A 25179-nucleotide genomic window follows, 5' to 3' on the forward strand; every position below is an offset into this window, starting at 1 on the left:
CGCGGGCCGCGCCGGCGGCCTCAGATGCGCACCGCGTCGATGCTGGCGGTCTGGCGCGTCGCGGTGTAGCGGCCTTGCGTGTGCGTGTGGAACGTCGAGTACGACTCGAGAGAACCGCCGTACACGTGCAGCGACAGCGCCGGCTTGGTCGCCGACAGGTTGCGGCAGGCGTGCACGTAGCCCGGGCCGTCGAACGTGGTCGCGTCGCCGATGCCGAGGATCAGCGTGCGCTGGTGCTCGAGCACGGGATCGGCCTCGCTGCCGCCCTTGGCGAATTCCTCGATCGCGAGCGCGCCTTCGACGACGAGCTCGATGCCCCACAGGCCGTCGTGGTCGTGCAGCGGCGTCGTGTAGCCCTGCGGCCACGCGATCAGCAGCGCGCTGAAGTTGCGCGTGTCGTCCTGCGCGATCAGGTGGCGGCGGTAGCGGCGCGGAAGATGGGCGACCTCCGAACCGGCCGCGCTCGGACAGCCCGGCAGCCACGGCACCGCCGTGAGGCGGTCGCGCAGGGCTTCGATGTCCCACACGTCGGGTCGTTCGGGAAGCTCGCCGATGCGCACGCGCACGGCGTCGATCCAGTCCTCGGCGATCGAGATCGGTGAGTGGTCCATGGTCCCCTTCCGGTACAGCAGTGATGACGGGCGATAAGAGCACGCGAGGTGTTACGCGCACGCTAAATGTGGGGGAATCGTGCAGGCCTGCGGCGTTCCGCGCGGCGCTATGGATATGAACGAGGATCATGCTGTGGGGTAGGGGTGCGGCGAAGCGCGTTGGGAGCTTGCGTGGGCATATGGCAAGGCATGGGGTCAGGTTCATTTTCCGGGCGACGCCGCCGCGAGGGAGGGCCGCATCGTCGGGAAAATGAACCTGACCCCGTGTTGGTGTTGCGGCGTCGCCCGGAAAATGAACCTGACCCCGGTTGCTGCACTGCTGTCCGGGGAAAGTTCGAGGCGAACGCTCGAAAACGTTGCCACGTCAGACTTCCGGCAAAGAATGCCGGTATGCCGACTCGTTCTCGCGGCAACACGGCATCGCGCACGTTCTTCCCTTCTCCCTCCGGGAGAAGGTGGCCCGCAGGGCCGGATGAGGGTCCGGAATCGTGACGATGATCAGACGTAGTCTCGATCCCGCACCCTCTCCCCAACCCCTCTCCCGGAGGGCGAGGGGCTCAAGCGCAACGCCATTGCGGGAGGACGCGTCGAGCCTGTGAAGTCGCACGATGCCGAGCGCAGGGAACGACGACGCGGCAGCTCCGCTGACGGCGCGACGCGATGTGCGATTTTCCCCGGACAGCAGTGCGCGAAAGCCGGAATCCCCTTGAGCGCATCAATCGATCCGGGCGTCTGATCCCTGCGCCGACTCATGATCCTGCCACGGCGTGTACCGGCACGACACACGACTTGGTTGCACGAATCGAACCGTGCCGATCTTGTCGTCGGCAGCCCTGCGTGTGGCCAGCGGTCAGAAAATCACCTGCGCGCGCACCGCCACGATGTGCGGATCCAGCGCGAGCGTGCCGCGGTCGCTGGTGGCGCGGATCACGTTGGCCTGCAGCTTGAAATGGGTGTCGAGGTACCAGTTCGCGCCGAGCGTCCAGTCGTGCTGGCGGCCGCCGCGCACGAGGCGGTCGTCGAGGTCGAGCGCGCTGTAGCGCAGCAGCAGCTCCACGGCGCCCCAGCGGCCCTTCGGCTTGATGTTGCCGCTGTTGCCGCCGCTGTACGGGCGCGATTCGCCCGTGACGACCCAGCTGCCGAACGCGTACCAGCCGTCGGCGCGGTAGTCGGCGAGGTCGCCGTCGCGGGCGGCGCGCGCGCGCAGATACTCGCCCTGGACCGAGAACGGCCCGTCGATCCACAGCGCTTCGAGGCCGGTGCGGTCGATGTCCTCCACGCGCGACAGCGAGCCGCTGTCGACGAGACGGATGTCGGTGAGCCCGGCTTCGGGGCGCGAGCGGAAGCGCGCCGACGGCAGCACCGTGTCGCCACGCCCGTTGCTGGTCGTGTCGGGGCTTTCGCGCGTCGCCGCGACGCCGAGATGCAGCACGTGACCGTCGGCCTTGATCGGCGTCCAGGCGACGCGGCCGCCGACGGTCGGGCCGTCGAAGTCGCCGGCGAGGTCGCCGTCGTAGGCGCCGAGGTTGAGGATCCAGGTCGGTCGCTCGAGGGCCCAGTCGATGCCGATGCGGCGATTGGCGTGGATGGCCTGGGTCGGCAGTGCGGTTTCCAGAAACGACGTCGCGCGCGAGCTCGTCACGCCCTCGAAGCCGACCGGCGTCTTGGTCTGGCCGATGCGGAACGCGCCGAGATCACGCCCGAACAGGGCTTTCGACTGCACGCGCGCGTAGACGTCGAGGAACTGGTGTGCCTCGAAATCGAACACCGCGCCGGCATCCCACACGCCTTTCTTGCGCACCGAGAACCCGAACTCGCGGCGGCGGAAGCCCTCGTCGTCGGCGAAGCGCGCGCTGCCGTCGGGCAGCGTGTCGTTCGAGAAGCGGTTGAGGTCGTACTGGAAGCTCAGCGACGCGCCGAGTTCGGTGCCGTCGTCGAACGTGACCTTGGTCGGCCAGTCGTTGCGGTCCCAGGCCGCCGCGGACGTGCTCGCGGCGACCAGCAGCAGGGCGGTGCAGGAAAGCGCTCTCATCGTGCGGACTCCGGTACGGCGGCGGGATCCGGCGGGGCCGGTGCAGGGTGGGACGCTAGGCAAGCCGAGTAGGGCGCGGAAAGGAACGCTGTGCATAACCGGATAACGCCGCCGACACCAGCTGCAGGGCGGCTTGGGGCCTTCAGGTGAAATGGGCTAGGCTGCGCGCCCGTTTGCCAAGGAACCCGCCATGAGTGCCAATGCCCTGACCGCGACGATCACGACTTCGCGTGGTCCGATCAAGATCCACCTGCACGCCGAGAAGACGCCGATCACGGTCGCGAACTTCGTGAACCTCGTGCAGCGTGGTTTCTACAACGGCCTGACGTTCCACCGCGTCATCCCCGATTTCATGATCCAGGGCGGCTGCCCGACCGGCACCGGCACCGGCAGCCCGGGTTACCGCTTCGACGACGAGATCGTGCCGACGCTCAAGCACAACACGCCGGGCGTGCTGTCGATGGCCAACGCCGGCATCCAGGGCGGCAAGGGCACCAACGGCAGCCAGTTCTTCATCACCCACGTTCCGACGCCGTGGCTCGACGGCAAGCACTCGGTGTTCGGCGTGGTCGACGGTCCGGCCGACCAGAAGGTCGTCGACGCGATCCGTGGCGGCGACACGATCGAGTCCATCACGATCGAGGGCGACACCACGGCACTGTTCGAGAAGGCCGCGCCGCAGCTGGCCGAGTGGAACAAGACGCTCGACGCGCGCAAGTGATCCACGCGTCACGCGCCCGCCGCGAGGGCGGGCGCGTGGCGATGCGCGTCAGCGCTTGCGCGTGAACAACGCGTAGACGATCAGCAGGATGATCGCGCCGACCACCGAGCCGATGAAGCCCGCGGTCTGGCCCGGCTGGTACCAGCCCATCTGCTGGCCGAGGAACGTGGCGATGAAGGATCCGGCGATGCCGATCAGGATCGTGACGATGAACCCGCCCGGATCCTTGCCGGGCTTGAGGAACTTCGCGACGATGCCCACGAGCAGGCCGATGATGATCGTCATGAGGATGCCGCGCTCGCCGCCGAAGATCTCCATGGTGTATCTCCCCGAGTTGGATGGATGGAAGGCTGCCCGGACCGACGCACCGGCGCGGGCCGGCGCAGCATACGCGGCGCGCCCCAACCGCAGTTGAAGGAACACCGCCGTGCGCGGCACCGTGACGAAAGTTGCAGTGCAGCATGGCGCGGGCCGCGTGCTAGAATCCTGAGGTTTTCCCGCGCGCCGTTCCTTCCTTCCGCCGTCCGTCCGAGAGGTTCTTCACCATGCCGCACCTTGCCGCGCGCATGAGCCGCGCCAAGCCGAGCGCGATCATGCTGGTTGCCGAAAAAGCCAAGCAGCTCAAGGCCGCCGGCCGCGACATCATCAGCTTCTCGATCGGCGTGCCGAATTTCCTGCCGGGCGACCACGTCTACGCCGCCGCGCGCGACGCGCTGACGAAGGACAGTGGCCAGTACGGTTCGAACCGTGGTCCCGACGCGCTGCTCGACGCGTTCCTCGCGCACCTCGAAGGCAGCGGCCTGACCGGCTACACGCGCCGCAACCTCGCCACGGGCATCGGCGCCAAGCACGTGCTGTACAACCTCGCCGAGGCGCTGCTCGATCCGGGCGACACGATCGTGTTCCCGGCGCCGTACTGGACCACCTACCTCGACATCGCCGACATCCTCGGTGCGGTCGCCAAGCCGCTGCCGTGCCCGTCGTCGCAGCAGTACAAGCTCACGCCGGCGCAGCTCGATGCCGCGCTGCCGGGCGCCAAGGTTTTCCTGTTCAACAACCCGTCGAACCCGACCGGCATGGTCTACACGAAGGACGAGATCGCCGCGCTCGCCGACGTGCTGGTCAAGCACCCGGACGTGTGGATCGTCTGCGACGACATCTACAACCGCATGGTGTTCGACGGCGTCGGCTACCACAACGTCGTCAACGCGCGCCCCGAGCTGCGCGACCGCACCATCCACGTCGACTCGATCTCCAAGACCTACGGCATGCCCGGCTGGCGCGTCGGCTTCGTCGCCGGCCCCGAGAGCGTCGCGCAGGCGATGGTCACGCTCAACTCTAACCACATCACCAACGTGCCCGAGGTCGTCAACGCGGCCGCCATCGCCGCGCTGACCGGCCCGCAGGACGTGCCGGAATCCAAGAACCGCGAGTTCCAGGGCAAGCGCGACCAGGTCGTCGCGGCGCTCGAGGCGATCCCGGGCGTGGTCTGCCCGCGTCCGCAGGGTGCGTTCTACGCGTTCCCGGACATCTCCTGCGCGTTCGGCAAGTCGCACGCGGGCAAGACGATCGCCAACGACGTCGACTTCTGCAACGCGCTGCTCGAGGCCAAGGGCGTCGCCTGCGTGCCGGGCAGTGCGTTCGGCGAGCCGCGCGCGCTGCGCATCTCCTACACCTGCCCGACCGCGCAGCTCGCGCCGGGCCTCGCGCGCATCCAGGAATTCTTCGCCGAGCTCGCCTGATGCGCCTGCCGACGCCGCTGCGCCTCGCCGCGCTCGCCTGCACGCTCCTCGTGCTCGTGGCGTGCGGGCGCGTCGACAACTCGGCACTGCGCGCCGAGATCGGCAGCGAGCCGGTCGTCATGCTGACGACCGCATGGTGCGGCTACTGCGCGAAGATGCGCACGCAACTCGACAGCTGGGGCGTGCGCTATACCGAGGTCGATGTAGAGGCCGATGCCTCGGGCCAGCGCGCCTTCCGCCTCGCCAACGGGCGTGGCGTGCCGATCCTCGTGATCGGCGACGAAACGATCCACGGCTATTCACCGGACCGCGCGCACAAGGCGCTCGCCTCGGCAGGCCTGCTGCCGAAGGTGCCCTGAGCGCGGCCATGACTTCCCACGAACGCCAGCGTTCGACTTTCCCGCGAGGTTGATCCCATGAAAGCACCCGTCCGTGTTGCCGTCACCGGCGCCGCCGGCCAGATCGGTTACGCCCTGCTGTTCCGCATCGCCGCCGGCGACATGCTCGGTCCGGACCAGCCGGTGATCCTGCACCTGCTCGAGATCACGCCCGCGCTGCCCGCGCTCAACGGTGTCGTCATGGAGCTCAACGACTGCGCGTTCCCGACGCTGCACGGCGTGGTCGCGACCGACGACGTCAACGTCGCGTTCAAGGACGTCGATTACGCGCTGCTCGTCGGCGCGCGTCCGCGCGGCCCCGGCATGGAGCGCAAGGACCTGCTCGAGGCCAACGGCGCGATCTTCGGGCCGCAGGGCAAGGCCATCAACGACCACGCCAAGCGCGACGTGCGCGTGCTCGTGGTCGGCAACCCGGCCAACACGAATGCGCTGATCGCGCAGCAGAACGCGCCGGACCTCGATCCGGGCCGCTTCACCGCGATGGTGCGCCTGGACCACAACCGCGCGATCAGCCAGCTCGCCGAGAAGACCGGTGCGCTCAACACCGACATCGCCAAGGTCACGATCTGGGGCAACCACAGCTCGACGCAGTACCCCGACGTCCACGAGACGAGCGTGAAGGGCAAGGCCGCGCTGTCGCTGATCGACCAGGCCTGGTACGAGGGCGAATTCATCCCGACCGTGCAGCAGCGTGGCGCGGCAATCATCAAGGCGCGTGGCGCGTCGTCGGCGGCCTCGGCCGCGTCGGCCGCGATCGACCACATGCGCGACTGGACGCTGGGCACCGCCGAGGGTGACTGGGTGTCGATGGCGATCCCGTCGGACGGTTCGTACGGCGTCGAGCCGGGCGTGATCTTCGGCTACCCGGTCACGGTCAAGGACGGCCAGTACACGATCGTGCAGGGTCTCGAGCTCAACGCGTTCTCGAAGGCGCGCATCGCCGCGACCGACAAGGAACTGCGCGAGGAGCGTGCCGCGGTCGAGCACCTGTTCGCGAAGAAGTAATCGCCCGCAGGTATCGCCCCAGGACGCCCCGGCTCGCCGGGGCGTTCGCGTTTCGGGCCTGTGCCGCGCAGGGTGCCAGCGCGCCGCTCGACCATGGTCGGATCCTCCGTGCCGGAGGGCTGCTCTAGGATGGCCGGACGCCTGGAGGACGCACATGCCGTACGAGGACATCTACCGTCGTTCGATCGACGATCCGGAAGGGTTCTGGGCCGAGCAGGCCAGGGCGATCGACTGGCACGTGCCGCCGCAGCGCATTCTCGAGTACACCGAGCCGCCGTTCCGGCGCTGGTTCGCGGGCGGCATGACCAACCTCTGCCACAACGCGGTCGATCGCCACCTCGACGCACGCGGCGAGCAGAACGCGCTCATCGCGGTGTCCACCGAGACGAACACGACGCGCGAGATCAGCTACCGCGAACTGCACCGCGAGGTGAACACGTTCGCCTCGGTGCTGCGCGCGCTCGACGTGGGCAAGGGCGATCGCGTCGTCATCTACATGCCGAACATGGCCGAGGCCGTGTTCGCGATGCTCGCCTGCGCGCGCATCGGTGCCGTGCATTCGGTCGTGTTCGGCGGCTTCGCGGCGCACAACCTCGCGCTGCGCATCGACGACGCGACGCCGAAGCTGCTCATCGCCGCCGATGCGGGCATGCGCGGCGGCAAGGTGATCCCGTACAAGCCGCTCGTCGATGCGGCGTTGCAGGCCGCGGCCTCGCCGCCGCCGCACGTGCTGATCGTGAGCCGCGGGCTCGATCCGGGGCATGCGCGCGTCGAGGGCCGCGACGTCGACTACGCGACGCTGCGCGCCGAGCATGACGGCCGCGAGGTGCCGGTCGAATGGCTCGAGTCGAACGAGCCGAGCTACCTGCTCTACACCTCGGGCACGACCGGCAAGCCGAAGGGCGTGCAGCGCGATGTCGGCGGCTACGCGGTCGCGATGGCGCTGTCGATGCGCACCGTCTACGACGTCGGCCCGGGGCAGGTCATGTTCTCGACCTCCGACGTGGGCTGGGCGGTCGGGCATTCGTACAACGTGTACGGGCCGCTGATCGCCGGCGCGACCGCGCTGCTCTATGAAGGCCTGCCGACGAATCCCGATCCGGGCATCTGGTGGGAATTGTGCGCGCGCTACAAGGTGCGCACGATGTTCTCTTCGCCGACCGCGATCCGCGTGCTCAAGAAGCAGGACGCGGCGTGGCTGCGCAAGCATGACCTGTCGTCGCTGAAGTGGTTGTTCCTGGCCGGCGAGCCGCTCGACGAGCCGACCGCGACGTGGATCACCGAAGGCCTCGGCAAGCCCGTCATCGACAACTACTGGCAGACCGAGACGGGCTGGCCCGTGCTCACGCTGCTGCCGGGCCTCGACCTCAAGCCGGTCAAGTTCGGATCGCCGGGCCTGCCCAACCTCGGCTACCGCACGCGCGTGATCAACGAAGCCACCGGCGAGGATGCCGCGCCGGGCGAGAAGGGCGTGCTCGTGATCGTGCCGCCGCTGCCGCCCGGCTGCATGACCACGGTGTGGAACGACGACAAGCGCTTCCTCTCGAGCTACTTCGGCCATTTCAGGGAGCTGCTGTACAGCTCGCTCGACTGGGCCGTGCGCGACGAAGACGGCTACACGTTCATCCTCGGCCGCACCGACGACGTCATCAACGTCGCCGGGCACCGGCTCGGCACGCGCGAGATCGAGGAATCGGTCGCCACGCACCCGAGCGTCGCCGAGGCGGCCGTCGTCGGCGTGCAGGACGAGCTCAAGGGCCAGGTTCCGATCGTGTTCGCGACACTGCGCCAGGCCGTCGCGACGACGCCCGGCGAAGCCGCCGACGGCATGCTGCGCTGTGTCGTCGACCAGCTCGGCGGTGTCGCGCGTCCTGCGCGCGTGTACGTCGTGAACGCGTTGCCGAAGACGCGCTCGGGCAAGCTGCTGCGGCGCTCGCTGCAGGCGCTCGCCGAGCAGCGCGATCCCGGTGACCTCTCGACACTCGATGATCCCAACGCGCTCGAGGAAATCCGGCGCATCCTCGAGCGCGGTCCCGACGGTGGCAGCTGACGCCTCGCATCGTCGACGCATGGAGCGTCATGCGTCGACGGACGCGCGCCGCGGCTGACGCGCGGCGCGTGACACGCCATGATGCGGGTCCATCGACACGAGACCTGCGGATGCACGCGTGAGCACGACGGAATCCAGCACGATCACGCGCTACCGCCGGCGCGTCGAGGCGCATGTCGCCGAGCGTCGCCTGCAGCCCGCGCTCGACGTGCTCGCGCTGTGGCGCGCGCATGCGCCGAACGCGCTCGAGCCCGCGCTGCTGCAGGCCCGCATCGCGCTGCAGCAGGGGCGCTACCGGCATGCGGCCGACACCGCGATCGATGCGGTCGCGCGGCTCGAATGCCCGCCGGCGCTCGCGCTCGATGCGCTGCAATGCCTGCGCGTGTTCTGCGCGCACGACGTCGCCGCACGTTGGGCACAGGCCTATCCGCATCGCGCGGCGATCGATGCCGCCGACCAGGCCCGTTGCGCGGCGATCCTCGCGTCGATCGGCGAGCATGCGCTCGCGATGACGTGGGCCGACGAGGCCGTCGCCAAGGCGCCACGCTCGGTCGTGTGCCTCGCGAACCGTGGCCTGTGCGCGGTCTACCTCGGCCGCCTCGACGTCGCGCGCGAGGATTTCGAGGCGATCGCGGACGGTCCCGGGGATGCCGCGATCGCGCACTGGCAGCTCGCGCGCCTGGAGCGGCAGACGCCATCCTCGAACCACGTGGCACGCCTGCGCGATCGCATTGCGCGTGCCACCGATCCGCGCGATGTCGCGATGCTGCAGTTCGCGCTGTTCAAGGAGCTCGACGATCTCGGCGACGTGCCCGCGGCATGGCAGGCGCTCGAGGCCGGCTCACGCATCATGCAGGTGCGTGCAGGCCATGCGCGTGATGCGGTCGATGCGCTGTTCGACCGCTTGCCGACGCAGCGGCTCGGATCCGCATCGGATTCCGCGGCATCGCATGGGCCGGTGCCGATCTTCATCGTCGGCCTGCATCGCTCGGGCACGACGCTCGTCGAGCGCGTGCTCGGTGCACATGCACAGGTGCACGCGTACGGCGAGTCGCCGCGACTGACCGCGGCGCTGCGCCATGCCGCCGACTGCGCAGGCGATGCGCTCGTCGACGAGGCACTTCTCGCCGCTGCGGCGAAGGCCGATCCCGCGGAAGTGCGCGCGCGCTTCGCGGCGCTCGGCCGCCATCGCGCGGACGCGCGCTTCGTGACCGAGAAGACACCCGGCAACTTCCAGCTCGTCGGCCTCATCCACGACGCGTTCCCGCAGGCCAAGGTGGTCCACGTGCGCCGCGATCCGATGGACGTCTGCTTCGCGAACCTCGGCGAGCTGTTCACGGAAGGCCTCGGCTACACGTACTCGCAGGAGCATCTCGCGCACTTCCATCGTCGCTACGCGGCGCTCATGCAGGTGTGGCATGCGCGTTGCCCGGGCTTCGTGCTCGATGTCGACTACGAGGCCTTCGTCACCGATCCGGTCGCCCAGTCGCGGCGCCTGTACACGTACTGCGGACTGGAATGGTCGCCTGATGTGGTCGACACGGGATCGCGTCGCGACGCGGCGGTCAGTACGCTCAGTTCGGTGCAGGTGCGCCAGCCGATCGGTACCGGCAGCGTCGGCCGCTGGCGGCGCTACGAGGCCTGGCTGCAGCCACTCGGGGCTGCGTTGCAGCTCCCGCGCTGAGCGTCGCGCTTCGTTTGCGCGTGGTCCTCGCGTGACGCATCCGCTCAGGGCGTGATGACGAGCAGCGTCGAGGTCGCGCTCGCGAGCAGCGTGCCCGAGGCATCCACGAGGTGGGCTTCCGCGTAAGCCACGCGGCGGCCGAACGTCACGGTCCTGCCGCGCGCTTCGATGCGCCCGGTCCGCTTGGTCATGGCCTTGTGGTACGCGACCTTGAGTTCGAGCGTCGTGTAGGACTGACCCGGCGCGAGGCGCGAGTGCACGGCGCAGCCGCAGGCCGAATCGAGCAGCGTGGCCGCGTAGCCGCCGTGCACCATGCCGATCGGGTTGTAGGCGTGCAGGCCCGGCACGCCCGCGAACACGGCATGGCCTTCCTCGATCTCGACGAGTTCGAAATCGAGCGACACCGCGATGCCGGGGCGCTGGCCGGTCGCGATGAGACGGCGCAGCTGTTCGAGTCCGCTCAAGGCGGTAGGGGATTCGGTCATCGTGACGCGCCTTTCAATGATGGGAGTCACGCGAGCGTACGCGGCACGGCGTCGCTGCGTCGTCCCGTGACGGGAGGAGGGTCATGCGGCCGGACTTCGCGTCGCGGGCAGGAGTGACTCGCGCGTCGCCTCGAGGATCTCGTCGGCGAGTGCGGCGTCGTCGACCGCACGCGCGAGCACGATCGCGCCGACCATGCCCGACAGGGTCGCGAGGGCGCGTCGGCGACGTGTCGCACGGATGCGACCGGGGACGGCCTTCTCGAGCACGCCGAGCAGCGCGCGCACGCCATCGGCGAACACGCGTCGCACGCCGGCGCCCTGGCGTGGCGCTTCGGCGGCGAGCGCGGCGAGCACGCAGCCTTTCGCCGGCGCGTCGCGATGGCGTGCATCGAGGTAGCGTTCCACGAGTGCGCGCAACGCATCCGCTTGCGGCGTGCGTGCGGCGACGTGTCGCCAGCGTTCGATCGAGCCCGCGAACGCGTGCGCGCAGCTCTGCGCGGCAAGGTCGTCCTTGGACTCGAAATGGCCGTAGAAGCCTCCGTGGGTGAGGCCGGCGGCCTTCATGAGATCGGCGACGCCGATGCCGTCGAAACCGTGCTCGCGGAACAGCGTCGACGCCGTGTCGACGATGCGCTCGCGGTTGCGTTCGGCTTGTTCGCGCGTGACCCGCATGGCGTTCTCCGGACTCGTGGTCTGGTTGAAATATAAATGATGATCGTCATAAAATGAAGCCGCGGGTGCGGCGCCGACCCGGCGTCGTGCAGTTTTCCTTCAAGGCCCGTGCAGCGCGGCACGCGATCGCCCGGTGCGCCCGCCGGTGCAGACTTCCGAATCATTCCCATCCACCACTCCGGATCCGCGTGACATGACCGAGTCGTCGTCCCCTTCGTGGTCGCGCAGCGCGATCCTCGCCGTCGCCGCGGCGGCGTTCATCGTCACGATCAGCATGGGCATCCGGCAGAGCTTCGGCCTGCTCATGCAGCCCATGGGACGCGATCTCGGCCTCGCGCGTGAGGCGTTCGGTTTCGCGATCGCGCTGCAGAACCTGCTGTTCGGCCTCGTGCAGCCGTTCGTCGCGGCGTGGTCGGAGCGGCTCGGCACGCGGCGCACGCTGATCCTCGGTGCGATCGTCTATCTGGTCGGCCTCGTCGCCGCCGCGATGGTCAGCGCTTCGGCAGGCCTGATCGCCTCGATCGGCGTGCTGGTCGGCCTCGCGCTGAGCGGCACGACGTTCGTGATCGTGCTCGGCGCGGTCGGGCGACTCGTCGAGCCGACGCAGCGCAGCGTCGCGTTCGGCATCGTCACGGCGGGCGGCTCGCTCGGCCAGTTCGCAGTCGTGCCGTTCGCGCAGGCGCTCATCACGGGTTACGAATGGCGTACCACGCTCGTGCTGCTCGGCCTGCTCGCGCTGACCATCGTGGTTGCCGCATTCGGCTTCCCGCGCGCGCGTGCAGGCGCTGCGGCGTTCGCGCGTGCGCCCGGCGAGCCCGACTGGAGCCTGTCGCGCGCGTTGCGCCATGCCTCGCGCCACCCGCACTACTGGCTGCTCAACGGCGGTTTCTTCGTCTGCGGCTTCCACATCGCCTTCGTCGGCACGCACCTGCCGGCCTACCTCGTCGATCGCGGCATCGCGCCGTCGATCGGCGCGTGGTCGCTCGCGCTGATCGGCCTGTTCAACATCGCGGGCTCTTACCTGTTCGGCGTGTGGGGCGCGCGCCGGTCGCGTCCGCTGCTGCTGGCGGCGCTGTACGGCGGACGCGCGGTCGCGATCGCGCTGTTCATCGCGTTGCCGCTGTCGGCGGCGAGTGCGCTCGTGTTCGCGGCCGCGTTCGGTTTCCTGTGGCTCGGCACGGTGCCGCTCACGAGTGGCGCGGTCGCGTCGATGTTCGGACTGCGCCACCTCTCCACGCTCAACGGCGTGGTGTTCCTGAGCCACCAGGTCGGCGCGTTCTTCGGTGCGTGGTGGGCCGGCCTGCTGTTCGACCGTACCGGCAGCTACGACGCGATCTGGTACACGAGCATCGCGCTCGGCCTCGTCGCGGCGGGACTCAGCGCCGCGACGCGTGACCGCGCGGCGTTCCCGGTCGATGCGGTGCCGGCGGGCGCTGCACGATGAAAGCCTGGCGTGTCACCGCGTTCACGGTCGCGATCGTCTTCGCGCTCGCGCTCGCGGCGCTGTGGTGGAAGCACGGCTCGTCGCTGTTCCTGTCGAGCCTCGGCGCGATGATCTGCGCCGAGGTCCCGCTGCATCACGACCGCATCGCCTGAGCGGCTTCTCCCGTTCGTCGTCGATGCGGGTGATGGCCGCTGGTCCGGCGATGCAGCGTGCGATGCGTGTTGCCGCCGCAGGCGATCAGTTCAGGCCTTCGGCCGTGACCGCCTTGCGCACGCCGGGATCGGCGTCCATCGCGGCGAAATGGCGATCGAGGTTCGCGTACCCCGACAGGTCGACCTGCTTGCCCCTGGCCCAGCGCGTGACGACGTAGAGGTAGGCGTCGGCGATCGAGCGCGCGCCGGTCAGCCAGGTGCGGCCTTCGAGCTGCGTGTCGACGCGGCCGAACAGCGTGCGCAGCGTCTCGCGCGCATGTTCGCGCGTCCTGTCGATGACGTGGCGATCCTCGAGGTATGCGGTCGAGCCGAAGATCGGCTTGAACGCTGGGTGCAGGTCCGAGTTGACGAACGCGAGCCAGCGGTTGACCTCGGCGCGCGACGCAGGCGTGCCGTCACCGGCGAGGCCGAGCGCGGGGTGCAGGTCGGCGAGGAAGTTGAGGATCGCGATGTTCTGGGTGAGGCGCCAGCCGTCGTGCTCGAGCACGGGCACCGCGCCGGCCGGGTTGATCGCGAGGAACGCGGTCTTGAGTTCGTCGCGCGGCACGGCGACCGCCTCGTACGGTTCGCCGATCCATTCGAGGACGATGTGGTCGGCCAGCGAGCACGCGCCGGGCAGGTAGTAGAGCTTCATGGAGAGGCCTGTCGGAAAGGGAGCGCGAGCTTGCGCCCGCGCTCCCGTGCCGGCAAGCGGGTCACTCGAGGCCGTGGTCGAAGATCAGGTCGGGCAGCAGGCCCGGGCCGCCGATGAACAGGATGTTGTTCGCGTCGTCGCGGTAGTTGCCCTGGCGGCGCGCGTCGATCTGCAGCTCCCACGTGGTCGCGTCGATGCGTCGGGCACCGGCGAACGAATACCAGCCGAACGAGGTCGCGTCGCCCGGCGTGCGCGGGCCGTAGTTGCGCCACTTCCACTGGCTGTCGAAGGCCGCGCCGTGGAATTTCACGCGCACGGTCGCGGTCGTGCAGGCCGGCAGCGCGAAACTGACGACGCCCCACGGATCGTGCGCGACGGCACTGCCGATCGGATCGGGCGGATACAGCGCGGCATCGTAGCTGCCGACGTCGTTGAGCTGCGTGCAGGTACCCGGCACGATCCATGTGGTCGAGCCGACGCTGCTGCCGGCCGGCGCTTCGAGGAACTCGCCCGGGCGCAGCGACGGTGCGCCGACCGATGCGACGCCGCGCTGCTGCGCGTCGGGCACGCCGTCGCCGTTGCCGTCACCGCCGACCACGCTGTTCTCGACGGCCGACGGAGCACCGTCGGCATCCTCGTCCGGTGCTGCGGTGTAGTCCCAGACGCCGGCGTTGGTGCCGGCGAAGATGCGGGCCGGCGCACCCGTGCTGCGGGCCGGCATCGCGAGCGAGGTCGACGAGTACGCCGGCATGCCGATGCTCAGCGAGTTCCAGGTCGCGCCGCCGTTGGTCGAACGGTAGACACCGCCCGGGTTGGCGCTGCCGCCGCCCGTACCGGCGTAGATCGTCTCTCCGGTCGGGTCGTTGCGGTCGATGGTCAGCGCGCGCACGTCCTGGCCGGCGATGCCCGAGCTGGCCTCGGTCCAGGAGGCACCGCCGTTCGTGCTCTTGAACACTCGGCCGTTGGTCGGGTAACGGTAGAGGTTGACGGTGGCCGCGTAGAGGATCTGCGGATTCACCGGGTTGATGGCCATCGCGAGCACGTCCTCGTTCGAGGTGCCGGGCCCGAACAGCGTGGGCAGGCCGTTGCTGCGGTGCGACCACGTCGCGCCGCCGTCGGTCGAGAGGAACACGCCGTTGGTGACCGTCGGGAACGGGCCTGCTTCGGCATCGGTGTTGGTCGAGATGAACGTGCCGATGTAGATCGTCTGCGTGTTCGACGGATCGAATACGACCGGATTCACGCCGCCCATGTAGGCGAAGGTGTTGGGGGCCAGCGTCTGGCCGAGCGGCAGGCCCGTCTCCGAGGCCGTCCAGTTCGCGCCGGCGTCGACGCTCTTGTAGATACGCGCCGACCGGTAGGGCTGGGTCGGATCACTGATCAGCGGCGCCACGCCGCTGCCGGCCGCGAACAGCGTGCGCAGCGGACCCGAGCCGATCGGACAGGGACCGCTCGCGGGCGGCGTAGCGCACGAACGCGGATCGAGGGCGACGGTGCGCACCGTGCCCATGTCGCGCACGCCGTTGACCGTGGCGATGCCGTTGTCGATCGTCGTCCAGGTGCTGCCGCCGTCGGTGCTCTTGTAGAGGCCGCCGTCCTTCGGGTTCGGGCCGAGCGCGCGTTCCGAGCGTCCACCCGCGTAGGCCGTGAACGGCTCTGCGGTCAGCGGCGAGGCGTCGACCGTGGTCGGGTCGATCGCGATCGAGCGGATCTGCTCGGCGTTGAGGCCGTCGATCGCGGGCTCCCACGTCGTGCCGCCATCGGGCGACTTGAGGATCGCGCGCGTCGACGTGAACGAGTCGCCCTGGCCCGCGAGCACGACCGTGCCCGGGCCCGTATCGACCGGGTGCGTGGCGAGTGCGCGGATGTTGACCGCCTGGTAGCCGTTGTTGGCGGTGGTCCAGGTGGTACCGCCGTTGGTCGTGCGGAACAGACCGCCGTTGGTGGTGCCGAGCCAGAGGCTCTGCACGGCGGGGAAGGCCGGGTGGAACGCGATGGCCTGTGCCTGTACGGGGTCGACGGCATTCACGGTGAGGCCCGAGGCGGTGGTCCAGTTCGTCCACGTCGGCACTGCGTTGCCAAGCGTCGTCGTGATCTGCGCACCGGTGGTGCGGCAGCCGGCCGCGAGCCCCTGCAGGTTGGTCGGATGCGCGGCGAGGCTCAGCACGCCACCGCATCCGGGGCCTCCCGGTGCATCGCGCAACGACCAGGTCGCGCCGCCGTCCGTGCTAAGCGCGAGCTGGTAGCTGTCGCTGACGACGAGGCGCTGGCTGTCACCGGGCCAGGTCGCCAGCCAGTACGCGTCGAAGAAGCCCGTCGGCTGCGTGGGCGTCGCGGCCCAGGTCACGCCTGCGTCGAGGCTGCGCACGACGAGTGCGCCGCCGAAAATCGCGGGGTCCGAGTAGGGGCGCGTCGAGTACAGCGTGCCGTCGGCGGCGTAGGCGATGTTCTCGAAGTAGATGCCGCCGGTGCCGGCGGCCGGACCGGTCCACGAACTGCCGCCGTTGGTCGACGTGAAGATGCCCGAGTTGGTCGCGAGGGCGACGCTGTTGGATGCACCGCGTCGCACGCCGATCTTGTAGACGTAGGTGTCGGCGGGCAGCCCTGCGAGCGGCACCCAGAGGTCGCCCGCGTTGCCGGAACGGAACACGCGCGCGCCGCTGGCGAGGTAGAGCACGGGCGCCTCGGTGGCAACCGCCATGTCGCTCGGGTACGTCGAGGGAGGCAGGCCGATCTCGATGCGCTGCCACGACGAACCGCCGTTGACGCTGCGGAAGGTGCCGCCGCTGCTGGCCGAGAACAGCGTGCTCGGCGCGGCTTCGTAGGAGGTGAGCGTGATGACGTTGCCGCCGTAGGGGCCGGTCGTGCTCCAGCTGCCGACGGCGGCGTGGGTGGCCGGCGCGGCGATGCACAGGGCGAGCGCGACACTTAGGCTCGTGGTGGCGCGGAAACGAAGGTGAACGGACATGGCGATCCCCGGGGAGACGTGAGGGCAACGAACGTATTACGCAAACCGGCGCGCGATCGCGACATCGGGCACGGGTTCGGCGTGATGCGGTTGGCAGTGTGAAGCCGCGATCCGCGGCGTTGTCCGAAGGCACCCGGTCCGGTGCCCTGGACCGCCACGTGGCGGGGTGGCGGATCCGACAAGCGGCTTCAGAGCGAGGCGGCGAGACGGGTTCCCTGGGCGATCGCACGCTTGGCATCGAGTTCGGCGGCAACGTCGGCGCCGCCGATCACGTGGGTCGCCACGCCGAGCACGCCGAGCGCGTCGGCGAGCGCGCGGTTCGGCTCCTGGCCCGCACAGACGACGACATGATCCACCGCGAGCACCTGCGGCGCGTCGTCGACCACGATGTGCAGGCCTTCGTCGTCGAAGCGCTCGTAGGCGACGCCGCCGAGCATGGTCACGCGCTTGGCCTTGAGCGTCGCGCGATGCACCCAGCCGGTGGTCTTGTTGAGGCGCTTGCCGGGCGTGCCGGGCGTGCGCTGCAGCAGCCAGACCTTGCGCGCCGGCGGTTCGGGTGCCGGTTTGACGAGACCTCCGGGGACCGCGTGGGCGAGGTCGACGCCCCATTCGCGCGTCCAGCGCGCGACGTCGGTGGTCGGCGACGGCACGTGCTCGACGAGGAACTCGGCGACGTCGAAACCGATACCGCCCGCGCCGATCACCGCGACGCGAGGGCCGACCTCGGCGCCGCCGCGCAGCACGTCGAGGTAGCCGAGCACGCGCGGGTCGTCGCTGCCCGGCATCGACAGTTTTCGCGGCGTGATGCCGGTCGCGACGACCACCGCGTCGAAACCTTCCGCGGCCAGTGTTTCGGCGTCCACGCGCGTACCGAGGCGCACGTCGACGCCGGTGTCGGCGAGGCGGTGGCGGAAGTAGCGCAACGTCTCGTCGAACTCCTCCTTGCCCGGAATGCGCCGCGCGACGTCGAACTGGCCGCCGATCACGTCGGCGGCGTCGTACAACGTCACGGCATGGCCGCGCTCGGCGAGCGTGGTCGACGCGGCGAGGCCGGCCGGGCCCGCGCCGACGACGGCGTAGCGACGCTTCTGCACGGCCGGCCGGATCACGATCTCGGTCTCGTGGCAGGCCCGCGGATTGACGAGGCAGCTCGCGACGCGGTTCTGGAACACGTGGTCGAGGCAGGCCTGGTTGCAGGCGATGCAGGTGTTGATGCGGTCGGCACGGCCGGACTTGGCCTTGGCCACCCAGTCGGCGTCGGCGAGCAGCGGACGCGCCATCGAGACCATGTCGGCATCGCCCGCGGCGAGCACGCGCTCGGCGACGTCGGGCATGTTGATGCGGTTGGTCGCCACGAGCGGCAGCGCGACCTCGCCCTTGAGCTTGCGCGTGATCGCCGTGAACGCCGCGCGCGGCACCGAGGTGACGATCGTCGGCACGCGGGCCTCGTGCCAGCCGATGCCGGTGTTGATGATCGTCGCGCCGACGGCCTCGACCGCCTTGCCGAGGCGCACGACGTCCTCCCACGCCTGCGCGTTGTCGACGAGGTCGAGCATCGACAGGCGGTAGACGAGGATGAAGTCGCGGCCGACCGCCTCGCGCGTGCGTCGCACGATCTCGACCGGGAAGCGCATGCGCTTCTCCGCGCTGCCGCCCCAGGCGTCGTCGCGACGGTTGGTGCGCGCGGCGAGGAACTCGTTGATGAGGTAACCCTCGGAACCCATGATCTCGACGCCGTCGTAGCCGGCATCGCGCGCGAGCTTCGCGCAGTCGACGAACGCGCGGATCGTGCGCTCGACGCCGCGCGTGGACAGCGCGCGCGGCGTGAACGGCGTGATCGGCGACTTGATGCGCGACGGCGCCACCGACAGCGGGTGGTAGGCGTAGCGGCCGCCATGCAGGATCTGCATGCAGACGCGTCCGCCTTCGTCGTGCACGGCACGCGTCAGCGTGCGATGGCGCGCGACATGCCACGGCATCGACAGGCGTCCGCCGAACGGCTTGAGCCAGCCCTCGATGTTCGGCGCGATGCCGCCCGTGACCATGAGTCCGACGCCGCCGCGCGCACGTTCGGCGAAGTAGGCGGCGAGGCGGTCGTAGTCCTTCGCGCGGTCCTCGAGTCCCGTGTGCATCGAGCCCATGAGCACACGGTTGGGCAGCGTCGTGAAGCCGAGGTCGAGCGGCGCGAGCAGGTGCGGGTAATCCACGGAGCCATCCAGGGATTCAAACGGGCGTTTAATAAGATGCCCGTGCGCGGGGCGCGCTGGCAAGCGGCGGCGCGGCATGGTTCGTCGTCGCCGGGCGTGCGGAGGGGTGCGCTTCGGGAAGCCCCCTCTCCCCAACCCCTCTCCCGCGAGGGGAGAGGGGCTTCGGGCTGTCCCGGGATCAGTGGGGCCGCGGGCTGGCAAGCGGCGGCGCGGCGTGGTTCGTCGTCGCCGGGCGTGCGGAGGGTTGCGCTTCGGGAAGCCCCCCTCTCCCCAACCCCTCTCCCGCGAGGGGAGAGGGGCTTCAGGCTGTCCCGGAATCGGTCCCGGAATCGGTGGGTTCCGGAATTGGTGGGGCCGCGGGCTGGGGAGCTGCGGCGCGGCATGGTTCGTCGTCGCCGGGCGTGCGGAGGGGTGCGCTTCGGGAAGCCCCCCTCTCCCCAACCCCTCTCCCGCGAGGGGAGAGGGACTTCAGGCTGTTCCGGGATGGCGAGGCTGTCCCGGAATCGGCTCCGTCCCGGAATCGGCTCCGTCCCGGAATCGGTTCCGGAATCGAGTTGTCGCGGGGCGTTGCCGTTGTGGACGCGTGGCGTCAGCCGCTCGAGGCGAGGCACGGTCCCGCCGACGCGTGCACGTACTCAGCCGAGGCGCAGCACGATCAGCGTCTGGTCGTCGGTGCCTACCGGGCCGCCCTGATGGGCGTGCAGGGCGGTGCGGATCGAGGCGAGCAGGGCGTCCGGATCGGTCGGGCCTTCGCGCACGAGCGCCTCGAGTCGGGGCATGCCGAATGGCGTTCCCGCCGCGTCGCGCGCCTCGACGATGCCGTCCGTGTGCAGCACGAGCACGTCGCCGGGCGCGACGTCGAACACGCGGTCCTCGAACACGTGGTCGCGCACGATGCCGACCGGGATCTGTTCGCCGGCACCGCGCAGCGTGACGGTGTCGCCGCGACGCTGCAGCAGTGGCGGGTGGCCCGCCGAGACGTAGCGCGCCTCGCACGTGACCGGATGGACCATGAGCGCGAACGCGGTCAGGAAATGATGGCGCGTGCGCCGCGAGAAGAAGTAGCGGTTCGCGTAGGTCAACGCGCCGGCCGGTCCGCTCGCATCGTCGTCGGCGTCGCCGACGTAGGTGCGCAGGATCGCATCGAACTGCACGGCTTCCATCGCCGCCGCGGCGCCGTGGCCCGAGACATCGGCGAGCATGACCGCCCAGACGTCGCGACCGCTGTCGGCGAGTGCGGGCTCGTCGAAATAGTGGGTCAGCGGCATGAGGTCGTAGTAGTCGCCGGCCGCGGTCTCGGCCGGCTGCCAGTGAATGGCGTAGTCGAGGCCGCGGATCGCCGGCGACTCGGGCAGCAGCAGCTTCTGCACGTCGGCGAGGCCTTCGATCGCGAGGCGCTGGCGCGTCGTCTCCTCGCGCAGGCCACGCGTCGCGAGCGGGCGCAGGATGAGGTTCGCGGCGAGGTTGCCCTCGAGCGCGAAGCGTTCGACGTCGACGTCGGCGAAACGCGTCGGATCGGGACTCGCGAGCACGAGCCAGTGGTCGATCACACCGGCGCTCGCGACGGGCGTGGCGAGCAGCGCGCGTGCGCCGCCGAGCAGGTCGAGCAGCGGCGCGGACGTCTCGGACGGCACGCCGATCGCCTTGGCCGCGTCGTCGCCGAACAGCTGTGCGGCGAGCGTGTCGTCGACGCGCGCGAGCGTGCGGTGCTCGCCGAACGGATCGTGGCCCGGTACGCGTTCGAGGCCGTCGGCATCGACGAGTCCGGCCAGGCGCGCGCTGCCGCGCGGTTCGCCGCGCACGAGCATCAGCGCGAGCGCGCAATCCGGATAGGAAGACGAGAGGAACGCGTGCACGGCGAGCACGGCCGCGCCGGCGTCGCCGTCGAAACGGCTCAGGTCGAGCAGGCGTTCGGTAAGCGGGCGTGGCGGCATGCGCGGTCGGCGGCAGGAACGGCGGCGGCATTCTGCATGCCGCCGCCCCGCTTGCCCATCGCGCCGTGCGTCACCAGCCGGCGAGCGCGAGCTTGCCGATCGTGGTGCCCGATTCGAGGCGGCGATGCGCCTCGCGCAGGTTGGCGGCGTTGATCGGCGACAGCGTGTCGCCGAGGGTCGTGCGCAGGATGCCGGCGTCGACGAGTTCGGCGACGCGGTCGAGGATCGCGCCCTGCGCGCCCATGTCGGCGGTGCGGAAGCGTGGCCGCGCGAACATCATTTCCCAGTGGATGCCGATGCACTTGGCCTTGTACGGATCGCCGATGCGCAGGTCGCCCGAGGGCTCCACGATGAGACCGACGTGGCCTTGCGGTGCGAGGATCTCGCCGAGTTCGGTCCAGTAGCGGTCGGTGTCGGCGAGGTTGATCGCGGCATCGACGGTCTCGAAGCCGAGTGCGGCGAGCTGCGGCTTGAGCGGCTGGCGATGGTCGACGACGTGGTCGGCACCGAAGCCCTTGACCCATTCGACCGTGGCCTCGCGCGAGGCCGTCGCGATCACCGTGAAGCCGGCGCGTCGCGCGAGCTGGATCGCGATCGAACCGACGCCGCCGGCGCCCGCGATGACGAGCAGCGTCTTGCCCTTGCCGCCGGTCTCGCTGTCGAACGGCATGCGCTCGAACAGAAGTTCCCACGCAGTGATCGCGGTCAGCGGCAACGCGGCGGCCTGGGCGGCATCGAGCGAGGCCGGCCTGCGGCCGACGATGCGCTCGTCGACGAGCTGGAACTGCGCGTTGCTGCCCGGCCGCGTGATGTCGCCCGAGTAGTACACGGCGTCGCCGGCCTTGAAGCGCGTGACCTTGGCGCCGACCGCCTCGACCACGCCGGCGGCGTCGTAGCCGAGCACCTTGGGCTGGGCTTCGACCTGCGGCTTGGGCGAGCGCACCTTGGTGTCGACCGGATTGACCGAGATGGCCTCGACGCGCACGAGCAGGTCGTGGTCGCCCGGCACGGGCGTGGGCAGGTCGACGTCGACGAGCGATTCGGGATCGTCGATCGGCAGGTAGCGGGTCAGGGCGATGGCTTTCATGGAGGTTCCTCTGGACGGATCGAAGGGATGGGGCCCGTGGCAACGCGGTACAAGTCGCGGCAGGCGGGACTCGCGTCAGGTCGCCGGGCATGCCGCGTGCGGCGCGGCGGCTTGGAGGCGCGCGCTGCGGATCGCGAGCACCGCGACGCCGAGGCCCGCGAGCGTGACGATCGCCGCGACCCAACCGACGGAAGCGAGGCCTCCGCCGTGCACGATGACGACACCGCCGAGCCACGCGCCGAACGCGTTGCCGAGATTGAAGGCGCCGATGTTGAGGCTCGAGGCGAGCGTGCCGCCCGCGTCGCCGGCCTTCTGCAGCACCCACAACTGCATCGGCGAGACGGTCGCGAACGCGGCGACGCCGAGCAGGCCGGTCGCGGCGATGATCGCGGGCGCCGACGTCATCGCGACGCCGAACACGGCCAGCACGACGGCGAGGGCCGCGAGCGTGACGAGAAGCGAGGTCGCGAGACGGCGGTCGGCGAGGCGTCCACCGAGCACGTTGCCGAGGATCATGCCGACGCCGAACACGAGCAGCACGGGCGATACCGACGCTTCGGACAGGCGCGTGACCTGCAGCAGGATCGGCTCGATGTAGGTGTACACGGTGAACACGCCGCCGAAGCCGAGCACGGTCATCGCGAGGCCGAGCAGCACGGGCGCCTTGGCGACCGCGGCGATTTCGGTCGCGATGCGCGGCGCCTCGCGCGGGCCGTGGTCGCGCGGCACCAGCGTGGTGATCACGCCGATCGCGACGACGCCGATCGCGGCCACCGCCCAGAACGTCGCGCGCCAGCCGAAGTGCAGGCCGAGCCAGGCACCGGCCGGCACGCCGAGCAGTGTGGCCACGGTCAGCCCCGTGAACATGATCGAGATCGCCGAGGCCTTGCGGTCGGCGGCGACGAGGCCGGTCGCGACGACCGCACCGACGCCGAAGAACGTGCCGTGCGCGAGCGAGGTGACCACGCGCGCCGCCATCAGGGTCGCGTAGTCGGGCGCGAGCGCGCAGGCGAGGTTGCCGAGCGTGAACACGACCATGAGGCCGACCAGAACCGCCTTGCGCGGCAGCTTGCCGGTCGCCAGCGTGAGCAGCGGCGCGCCCACGAACACGCCCAGCGCGTAGCCCGAGATCAGCAGGCCGGCGGCAGCGACCGTGACGCCGAGGTCGTTCGCGACCTGGGTCAGCAGGCCCATGATCACGAACTCGGTCGTGCCGATGCCGAACGCGCCGGCGGTCAGGGCGTAGAGCGCGACGGGCAGGCGCGCGGACGAAGCGGGAGTAGCCATGGCGGATCCGGGGCAGGAAGCGAGGCGCGCAGGATCCTCCGGAGCTGGTTTTCGAGAAACGGTCTCAATGGCTAATCATATTCAACGTATGATTGAGAATCATGGACCGCCTCGCCGACCTCAGCCTGTTCCTGCGCGTGCTCGACCTCGGCTCGATCACGGCCGCGGCGCACAGCCTCGACCTGTCGGTCGCGGTGGCGAGCCAGCGCCTCAAGCGCCTCGAGCGCGAGCTCGGCGTGCGCCTGCTGCACCGGACCACGCGGCGCCTGCACGCGACGCCCGAAGGCGCACGCCTCGCCGAGCAGGGGCGCGCGCTCGTCGAGGATCTCGAGGCGCTCGGCGCCGGCCTGCGCGAGGCCGCGACCGACGTCGCGGGCACGCTGCGCGTAACGATGTCGGCCTCGTTCGGTCGCCAGTATGTGTCGCCGCTGCTGCCGGCTTTCCTCGCGCGGCATCCCAAGCTGCGCCTCGGCGTGCATCTGAGCGACCAGGTCGTCGACCTCGTCAGCGAGGGCTTCGACCTCGCGATCCGCATCGGCGAGCTCGAGGACTCGCGTCTCGTGGCGCGGCGCATCGCGCCGAACCGCCGCGTGCTGTGCGCTTCTCCGGCCTATCTCGCGCGGCGCGGTCGGCCACGCGCGCCGGCCGATCTCGCCACGCACGATGCGCTGCTGCTGTTCGGCAGCGCCGGCCGCCAGGACGTCTGGCGCCTCGGCGACGGCGCGGGCGGCGAGGTCGCCGTGCGCGTGCGCGGCCGTTTCGAGAGCAACTTCGGCGAGCTGCTGCGCGATGCCGCGCTAGCCGGCGAGGGCATCGCGATCCATTCGGTCTGGCATGTCGCCGAGGACATCCGCAGCGGCCGCCTCGAGGTCGTGCTGCCGGATCATCCGCTCGCCACGACGGCGATCAGCGCGGTCATGCCGCAGCGGCGCCTCGTGCCGCCGCGCGTGCGCGCGTTCGTCGACCACCTCGCAGCCCACTTCGGCGAATCGCCGCCGTGGGAGCGCGGGCTCTAGGCGGCCTCGTCGAACGCGAACGCGTCGAGCGCGAGCGAGCCGAGCTCGATCGAGTCGTGCAGCAGGCGCGCGTGCGGGGCTTCGCCACCGGCGCCGAGCGCGACGTACAGCGGCATGAGGTGTTCGGGACTCGGATGGTTGCGCAAGGCCTGCGGCAGGTGCTGCCAGTCCAGCGCGCCGGCGACGTCGCCGGCGAGCAGGCGAGTGCGCAGCGGATCGGTGAACCCGGTCATCCACGTTGCCGGCGTCACGCCCGAACCGCGCCAGTCGAGCTCGCGCAGGTTGTGCGAGAAGCCGCCCGAGCCGATCACGAGCACGCCCTCGTCGCGCAGCGGCGCGAGCGCGCGGCCGACGCGCCAGTGCCAGGCGGCGTCGCGGCGCGGATCGACCGACAGCGCGACCACCGGCACGTCGATACCCGGATACATGCGGCGCAGCGGCACCCAGGCGCCGTGGTCGAGGCCGCGCGTGTCGTCGCGCGTGGCCGCGAACCCGGCCTGCTCGAGCAGCACCTTCGCGCGTGTGGCAAGGCCTTCGTCGCCCGCGGCGCCGTACTGCAGCGCGTAGAGCGGCGGCGGGAAGCCGCGGAAATCGTGGATCGTCGCGTGCCGGCCCGGCGTCGAGGCGAGCATCGGGCCTGGCGCCTCGAAATGCGCCGAGGCGACGAGCACGGCGCGCGGACGCGGCAGGGCCGGACCGAGGCCGTCGAGGAAGCGCCCGGCGGGCGAGTCGTCGAGGGCGAGCATCGGCGAGCCGTGCGAGAGGAACAGGCTGGGCAGGCGGGGGGTGTCCACGATGGCGATCCTGGAAGCCGCGTGTGCGGCGCAACGAACCACACGATAGGGACTCCGGGGTGAGGCATAGAGCGGCGGTATCGCGACAATCTGTTGCCGCCCGCGGTGTGGTGCCGCACCCGCACAGGCCGTGCCGACCCGCGGCACGAGCCCCTTGCCGACGACGCGGCCGCCCTGCTGTTCCGTTGCGACCTTG

At 70.3% G+C, this 25179-nt stretch carries 21 protein-coding genes; 9 read left to right on the plus strand and 12 right to left on the minus strand.

Annotation, left to right across the window (positions count from 1 at the left end; all coding sequences use genetic code 11):
* Positions 1-20: 20 nt before the first annotated feature.
* Positions 21-611 carry a cysteine dioxygenase gene (locus ACQQ2N_RS11785; protein ID WP_440221772.1) on the minus strand — a complete coding sequence of 197 codons (591 nt, stop codon included), beginning with the start codon at positions 609-611 and terminating at the stop codon, positions 21-23.
* A gap of 850 nt (positions 612-1461) precedes the next feature.
* Positions 1462-2643 carry an OprO/OprP family phosphate-selective porin gene (locus ACQQ2N_RS11790; RefSeq protein WP_440221773.1) on the minus strand — a complete coding sequence of 394 codons (1182 nt, stop codon included), beginning with the start codon at positions 2641-2643 and terminating at the stop codon, positions 1462-1464.
* Positions 2644-2833: 190 nt separating this feature from the next.
* Here ACQQ2N_RS11790 and ACQQ2N_RS11795 point away from each other — a divergent pair, with 190 nt between their 5' ends.
* Positions 2834-3364 (plus strand): peptidylprolyl isomerase, encoded by a 531-nt coding sequence (locus ACQQ2N_RS11795; protein WP_440221774.1) that lies wholly within the window; start codon positions 2834-2836, stop codon positions 3362-3364.
* 48 nt (positions 3365-3412) lie between these two features.
* Here ACQQ2N_RS11795 and ACQQ2N_RS11800 read toward each other — a convergent pair whose 3' ends face one another.
* Positions 3413-3682: a GlsB/YeaQ/YmgE family stress response membrane protein gene (locus ACQQ2N_RS11800; protein WP_440221775.1), complete on the minus strand. Its 270-nt coding sequence runs from the start codon at positions 3680-3682 to the stop codon at positions 3413-3415.
* Positions 3683-3909: 227 nt separating this feature from the next.
* On the opposite strand from ACQQ2N_RS11800, the gene ACQQ2N_RS11805 reads away from it, so the two are divergent.
* The 5 genes from ACQQ2N_RS11805 to ACQQ2N_RS11825 all read left to right on the plus strand — a co-directional run bounded on the left by ACQQ2N_RS11805 (position 3910) and on the right by ACQQ2N_RS11825 (position 10243).
* Positions 3910-5106, plus strand: coding sequence for a pyridoxal phosphate-dependent aminotransferase (locus ACQQ2N_RS11805; protein ID WP_440221776.1), 1197 nt, complete (start codon positions 3910-3912; stop codon positions 5104-5106).
* Positions 5106-5465 (plus strand): glutaredoxin family protein, encoded by a 360-nt coding sequence (locus ACQQ2N_RS11810; protein WP_440221777.1) that lies wholly within the window; start codon positions 5106-5108, stop codon positions 5463-5465. The genes ACQQ2N_RS11805 and ACQQ2N_RS11810 overlap by 1 nt, the downstream gene beginning before the upstream one ends.
* 57 nt (positions 5466-5522) lie before the next feature.
* On the plus strand, positions 5523-6509 hold the full coding sequence (locus tag ACQQ2N_RS11815; RefSeq protein ID WP_440221778.1) for a malate dehydrogenase: 987 nt from the start codon (positions 5523-5525) through the stop codon (positions 6507-6509).
* A gap of 154 nt (positions 6510-6663) precedes the next feature.
* Positions 6664-8559 carry a propionate--CoA ligase gene (gene prpE, locus ACQQ2N_RS11820; RefSeq protein WP_440221779.1) on the plus strand — a complete coding sequence of 632 codons (1896 nt, stop codon included), beginning with the start codon at positions 6664-6666 and terminating at the stop codon, positions 8557-8559.
* Between the two features lie 118 nt (positions 8560-8677).
* A complete protein-coding gene (locus ACQQ2N_RS11825) occupies positions 8678-10243 on the plus strand; it encodes a sulfotransferase (protein ID WP_440221780.1) in 1566 nt (521 codons plus the stop codon).
* Between the two features lie 44 nt (positions 10244-10287).
* Here ACQQ2N_RS11825 and ACQQ2N_RS11830 read toward each other — a convergent pair whose 3' ends face one another.
* Together ACQQ2N_RS11830 and ACQQ2N_RS11835 are read right to left on the minus strand one after the other, a co-directional pair.
* Positions 10288-10728: a PaaI family thioesterase gene (locus ACQQ2N_RS11830; protein ID WP_440221781.1), complete on the minus strand. Its 441-nt coding sequence runs from the start codon at positions 10726-10728 to the stop codon at positions 10288-10290.
* Between the two features lie 81 nt (positions 10729-10809).
* Positions 10810-11400, minus strand: coding sequence for a TetR/AcrR family transcriptional regulator (locus ACQQ2N_RS11835; protein WP_440221782.1), 591 nt, complete (start codon positions 11398-11400; stop codon positions 10810-10812).
* A 193-nt stretch (positions 11401-11593) separates the two neighbouring features.
* Between ACQQ2N_RS11835 and ACQQ2N_RS11840 the strand changes: the two genes are divergently transcribed.
* Positions 11594-12844, plus strand: coding sequence for an MFS transporter (locus tag ACQQ2N_RS11840; protein WP_440221783.1), 1251 nt, complete (start codon positions 11594-11596; stop codon positions 12842-12844).
* On the plus strand, positions 12841-12996 hold the full coding sequence (locus ACQQ2N_RS11845) for a hypothetical protein (protein ID WP_440221784.1): 156 nt from the start codon (positions 12841-12843) through the stop codon (positions 12994-12996). The genes ACQQ2N_RS11840 and ACQQ2N_RS11845 overlap by 4 nt, the downstream gene beginning before the upstream one ends.
* A gap of 85 nt (positions 12997-13081) precedes the next feature.
* Here the strand turns inward: ACQQ2N_RS11845 and ACQQ2N_RS11850 are convergent, their stop codons facing one another.
* The 6 genes from ACQQ2N_RS11850 to ACQQ2N_RS11875 all read right to left on the minus strand — a co-directional run bounded on the left by ACQQ2N_RS11850 (position 13082) and on the right by ACQQ2N_RS11875 (position 23173).
* On the minus strand, positions 13082-13690 hold the full coding sequence (locus tag ACQQ2N_RS11850) for a glutathione S-transferase family protein (protein WP_440221785.1): 609 nt from the start codon (positions 13688-13690) through the stop codon (positions 13082-13084).
* Positions 13691-13751: 61 nt separating this feature from the next.
* Positions 13752-16658, minus strand: coding sequence for a WD40/YVTN/BNR-like repeat-containing protein (locus ACQQ2N_RS11855; protein ID WP_440221786.1), 2907 nt, complete (start codon positions 16656-16658; stop codon positions 13752-13754).
* Between the two features lie 188 nt (positions 16659-16846).
* On the minus strand, positions 16847-18865 hold the full coding sequence (locus ACQQ2N_RS11860) for an oxidoreductase (protein WP_440221787.1): 2019 nt from the start codon (positions 18863-18865) through the stop codon (positions 16847-16849).
* 635 nt (positions 18866-19500) lie between these two features.
* Positions 19501-20799 carry a PP2C family protein-serine/threonine phosphatase gene (locus ACQQ2N_RS11865; RefSeq protein WP_440221788.1) on the minus strand — a complete coding sequence of 433 codons (1299 nt, stop codon included), beginning with the start codon at positions 20797-20799 and terminating at the stop codon, positions 19501-19503.
* Between the two features lie 70 nt (positions 20800-20869).
* Positions 20870-21886 (minus strand): zinc-binding alcohol dehydrogenase family protein, encoded by a 1017-nt coding sequence (locus ACQQ2N_RS11870; RefSeq protein WP_440221790.1) that lies wholly within the window; start codon positions 21884-21886, stop codon positions 20870-20872.
* A 75-nt stretch (positions 21887-21961) separates the two neighbouring features.
* Positions 21962-23173 carry an MFS transporter gene (locus tag ACQQ2N_RS11875; protein WP_440221791.1) on the minus strand — a complete coding sequence of 404 codons (1212 nt, stop codon included), beginning with the start codon at positions 23171-23173 and terminating at the stop codon, positions 21962-21964.
* Positions 23174-23274: 101 nt separating this feature from the next.
* On the opposite strand from ACQQ2N_RS11875, the gene ACQQ2N_RS11880 reads away from it, so the two are divergent.
* A complete protein-coding gene (locus ACQQ2N_RS11880) occupies positions 23275-24189 on the plus strand; it encodes a LysR family transcriptional regulator (protein WP_440221792.1) in 915 nt (304 codons plus the stop codon).
* Here the strand turns inward: ACQQ2N_RS11880 and ACQQ2N_RS11885 are convergent.
* A complete protein-coding gene (locus tag ACQQ2N_RS11885; RefSeq protein WP_440221793.1) occupies positions 24186-24983 on the minus strand; it encodes a DODA-type extradiol aromatic ring-opening family dioxygenase in 798 nt (265 codons plus the stop codon). The two genes, ACQQ2N_RS11880 and ACQQ2N_RS11885, sit on opposite strands and share 4 nt — an antisense overlap.
* Positions 24984-25179 lie beyond the last annotated feature (196 nt).

Source organism: Dokdonella aquatica, assembly GCF_051987395.1.
GTDB lineage: Bacteria > Pseudomonadota > Gammaproteobacteria > Xanthomonadales > Rhodanobacteraceae > Dokdonella.

Excerpts from the sequence above, each read along its gene's own strand:
- ACQQ2N_RS11875 (WP_440221791.1), bottom strand. The coding sequence starts at position 23,173 with ATGGCTACTCCCGCTTCGTCCGCGCGCCTGCCCGTCGCGCTCTACGCC.
- ACQQ2N_RS11830 (WP_440221781.1), bottom strand. The coding sequence starts at position 10,728 with ATGACCGAATCCCCTACCGCCTTGAGCGGACTCGAACAGCTGCGCCGT.
- ACQQ2N_RS11800 (WP_440221775.1), bottom strand. The coding sequence starts at position 3,682 with ATGGAGATCTTCGGCGGCGAGCGCGGCATCCTCATGACGATCATCATC.
- ACQQ2N_RS11855 (WP_440221786.1), bottom strand. The coding sequence starts at position 16,658 with ATGTCCGTTCACCTTCGTTTCCGCGCCACCACGAGCCTAAGTGTCGCG.
- ACQQ2N_RS11790 (WP_440221773.1), bottom strand. The coding sequence starts at position 2,643 with ATGAGAGCGCTTTCCTGCACCGCCCTGCTGCTGGTCGCCGCGAGCACG.
- prpE (WP_440221779.1), top strand. The coding sequence starts at position 6,664 with ATGCCGTACGAGGACATCTACCGTCGTTCGATCGACGATCCGGAAGGG.
- ACQQ2N_RS11840 (WP_440221783.1), top strand. The coding sequence starts at position 11,594 with ATGACCGAGTCGTCGTCCCCTTCGTGGTCGCGCAGCGCGATCCTCGCC.
- ACQQ2N_RS11835 (WP_440221782.1), bottom strand. The coding sequence starts at position 11,400 with ATGCGGGTCACGCGCGAACAAGCCGAACGCAACCGCGAGCGCATCGTC.
- ACQQ2N_RS11850 (WP_440221785.1), bottom strand. The coding sequence starts at position 13,690 with ATGAAGCTCTACTACCTGCCCGGCGCGTGCTCGCTGGCCGACCACATC.
- ACQQ2N_RS11795 (WP_440221774.1), top strand. The coding sequence starts at position 2,834 with ATGAGTGCCAATGCCCTGACCGCGACGATCACGACTTCGCGTGGTCCG.
- ACQQ2N_RS11845 (WP_440221784.1), top strand. The coding sequence starts at position 12,841 with ATGAAAGCCTGGCGTGTCACCGCGTTCACGGTCGCGATCGTCTTCGCG.
- ACQQ2N_RS11815 (WP_440221778.1), top strand. The coding sequence starts at position 5,523 with ATGAAAGCACCCGTCCGTGTTGCCGTCACCGGCGCCGCCGGCCAGATC.
- ACQQ2N_RS11870 (WP_440221790.1), bottom strand. The coding sequence starts at position 21,886 with ATGAAAGCCATCGCCCTGACCCGCTACCTGCCGATCGACGATCCCGAA.
- ACQQ2N_RS11880 (WP_440221792.1), top strand. The coding sequence starts at position 23,275 with ATGGACCGCCTCGCCGACCTCAGCCTGTTCCTGCGCGTGCTCGACCTC.
- ACQQ2N_RS11785 (WP_440221772.1), bottom strand. The coding sequence starts at position 611 with ATGGACCACTCACCGATCTCGATCGCCGAGGACTGGATCGACGCCGTG.
- ACQQ2N_RS11805 (WP_440221776.1), top strand. The coding sequence starts at position 3,910 with ATGCCGCACCTTGCCGCGCGCATGAGCCGCGCCAAGCCGAGCGCGATC.
- ACQQ2N_RS11865 (WP_440221788.1), bottom strand. The coding sequence starts at position 20,799 with ATGCCGCCACGCCCGCTTACCGAACGCCTGCTCGACCTGAGCCGTTTC.
- ACQQ2N_RS11810 (WP_440221777.1), top strand. The coding sequence starts at position 5,106 with ATGCGCCTGCCGACGCCGCTGCGCCTCGCCGCGCTCGCCTGCACGCTC.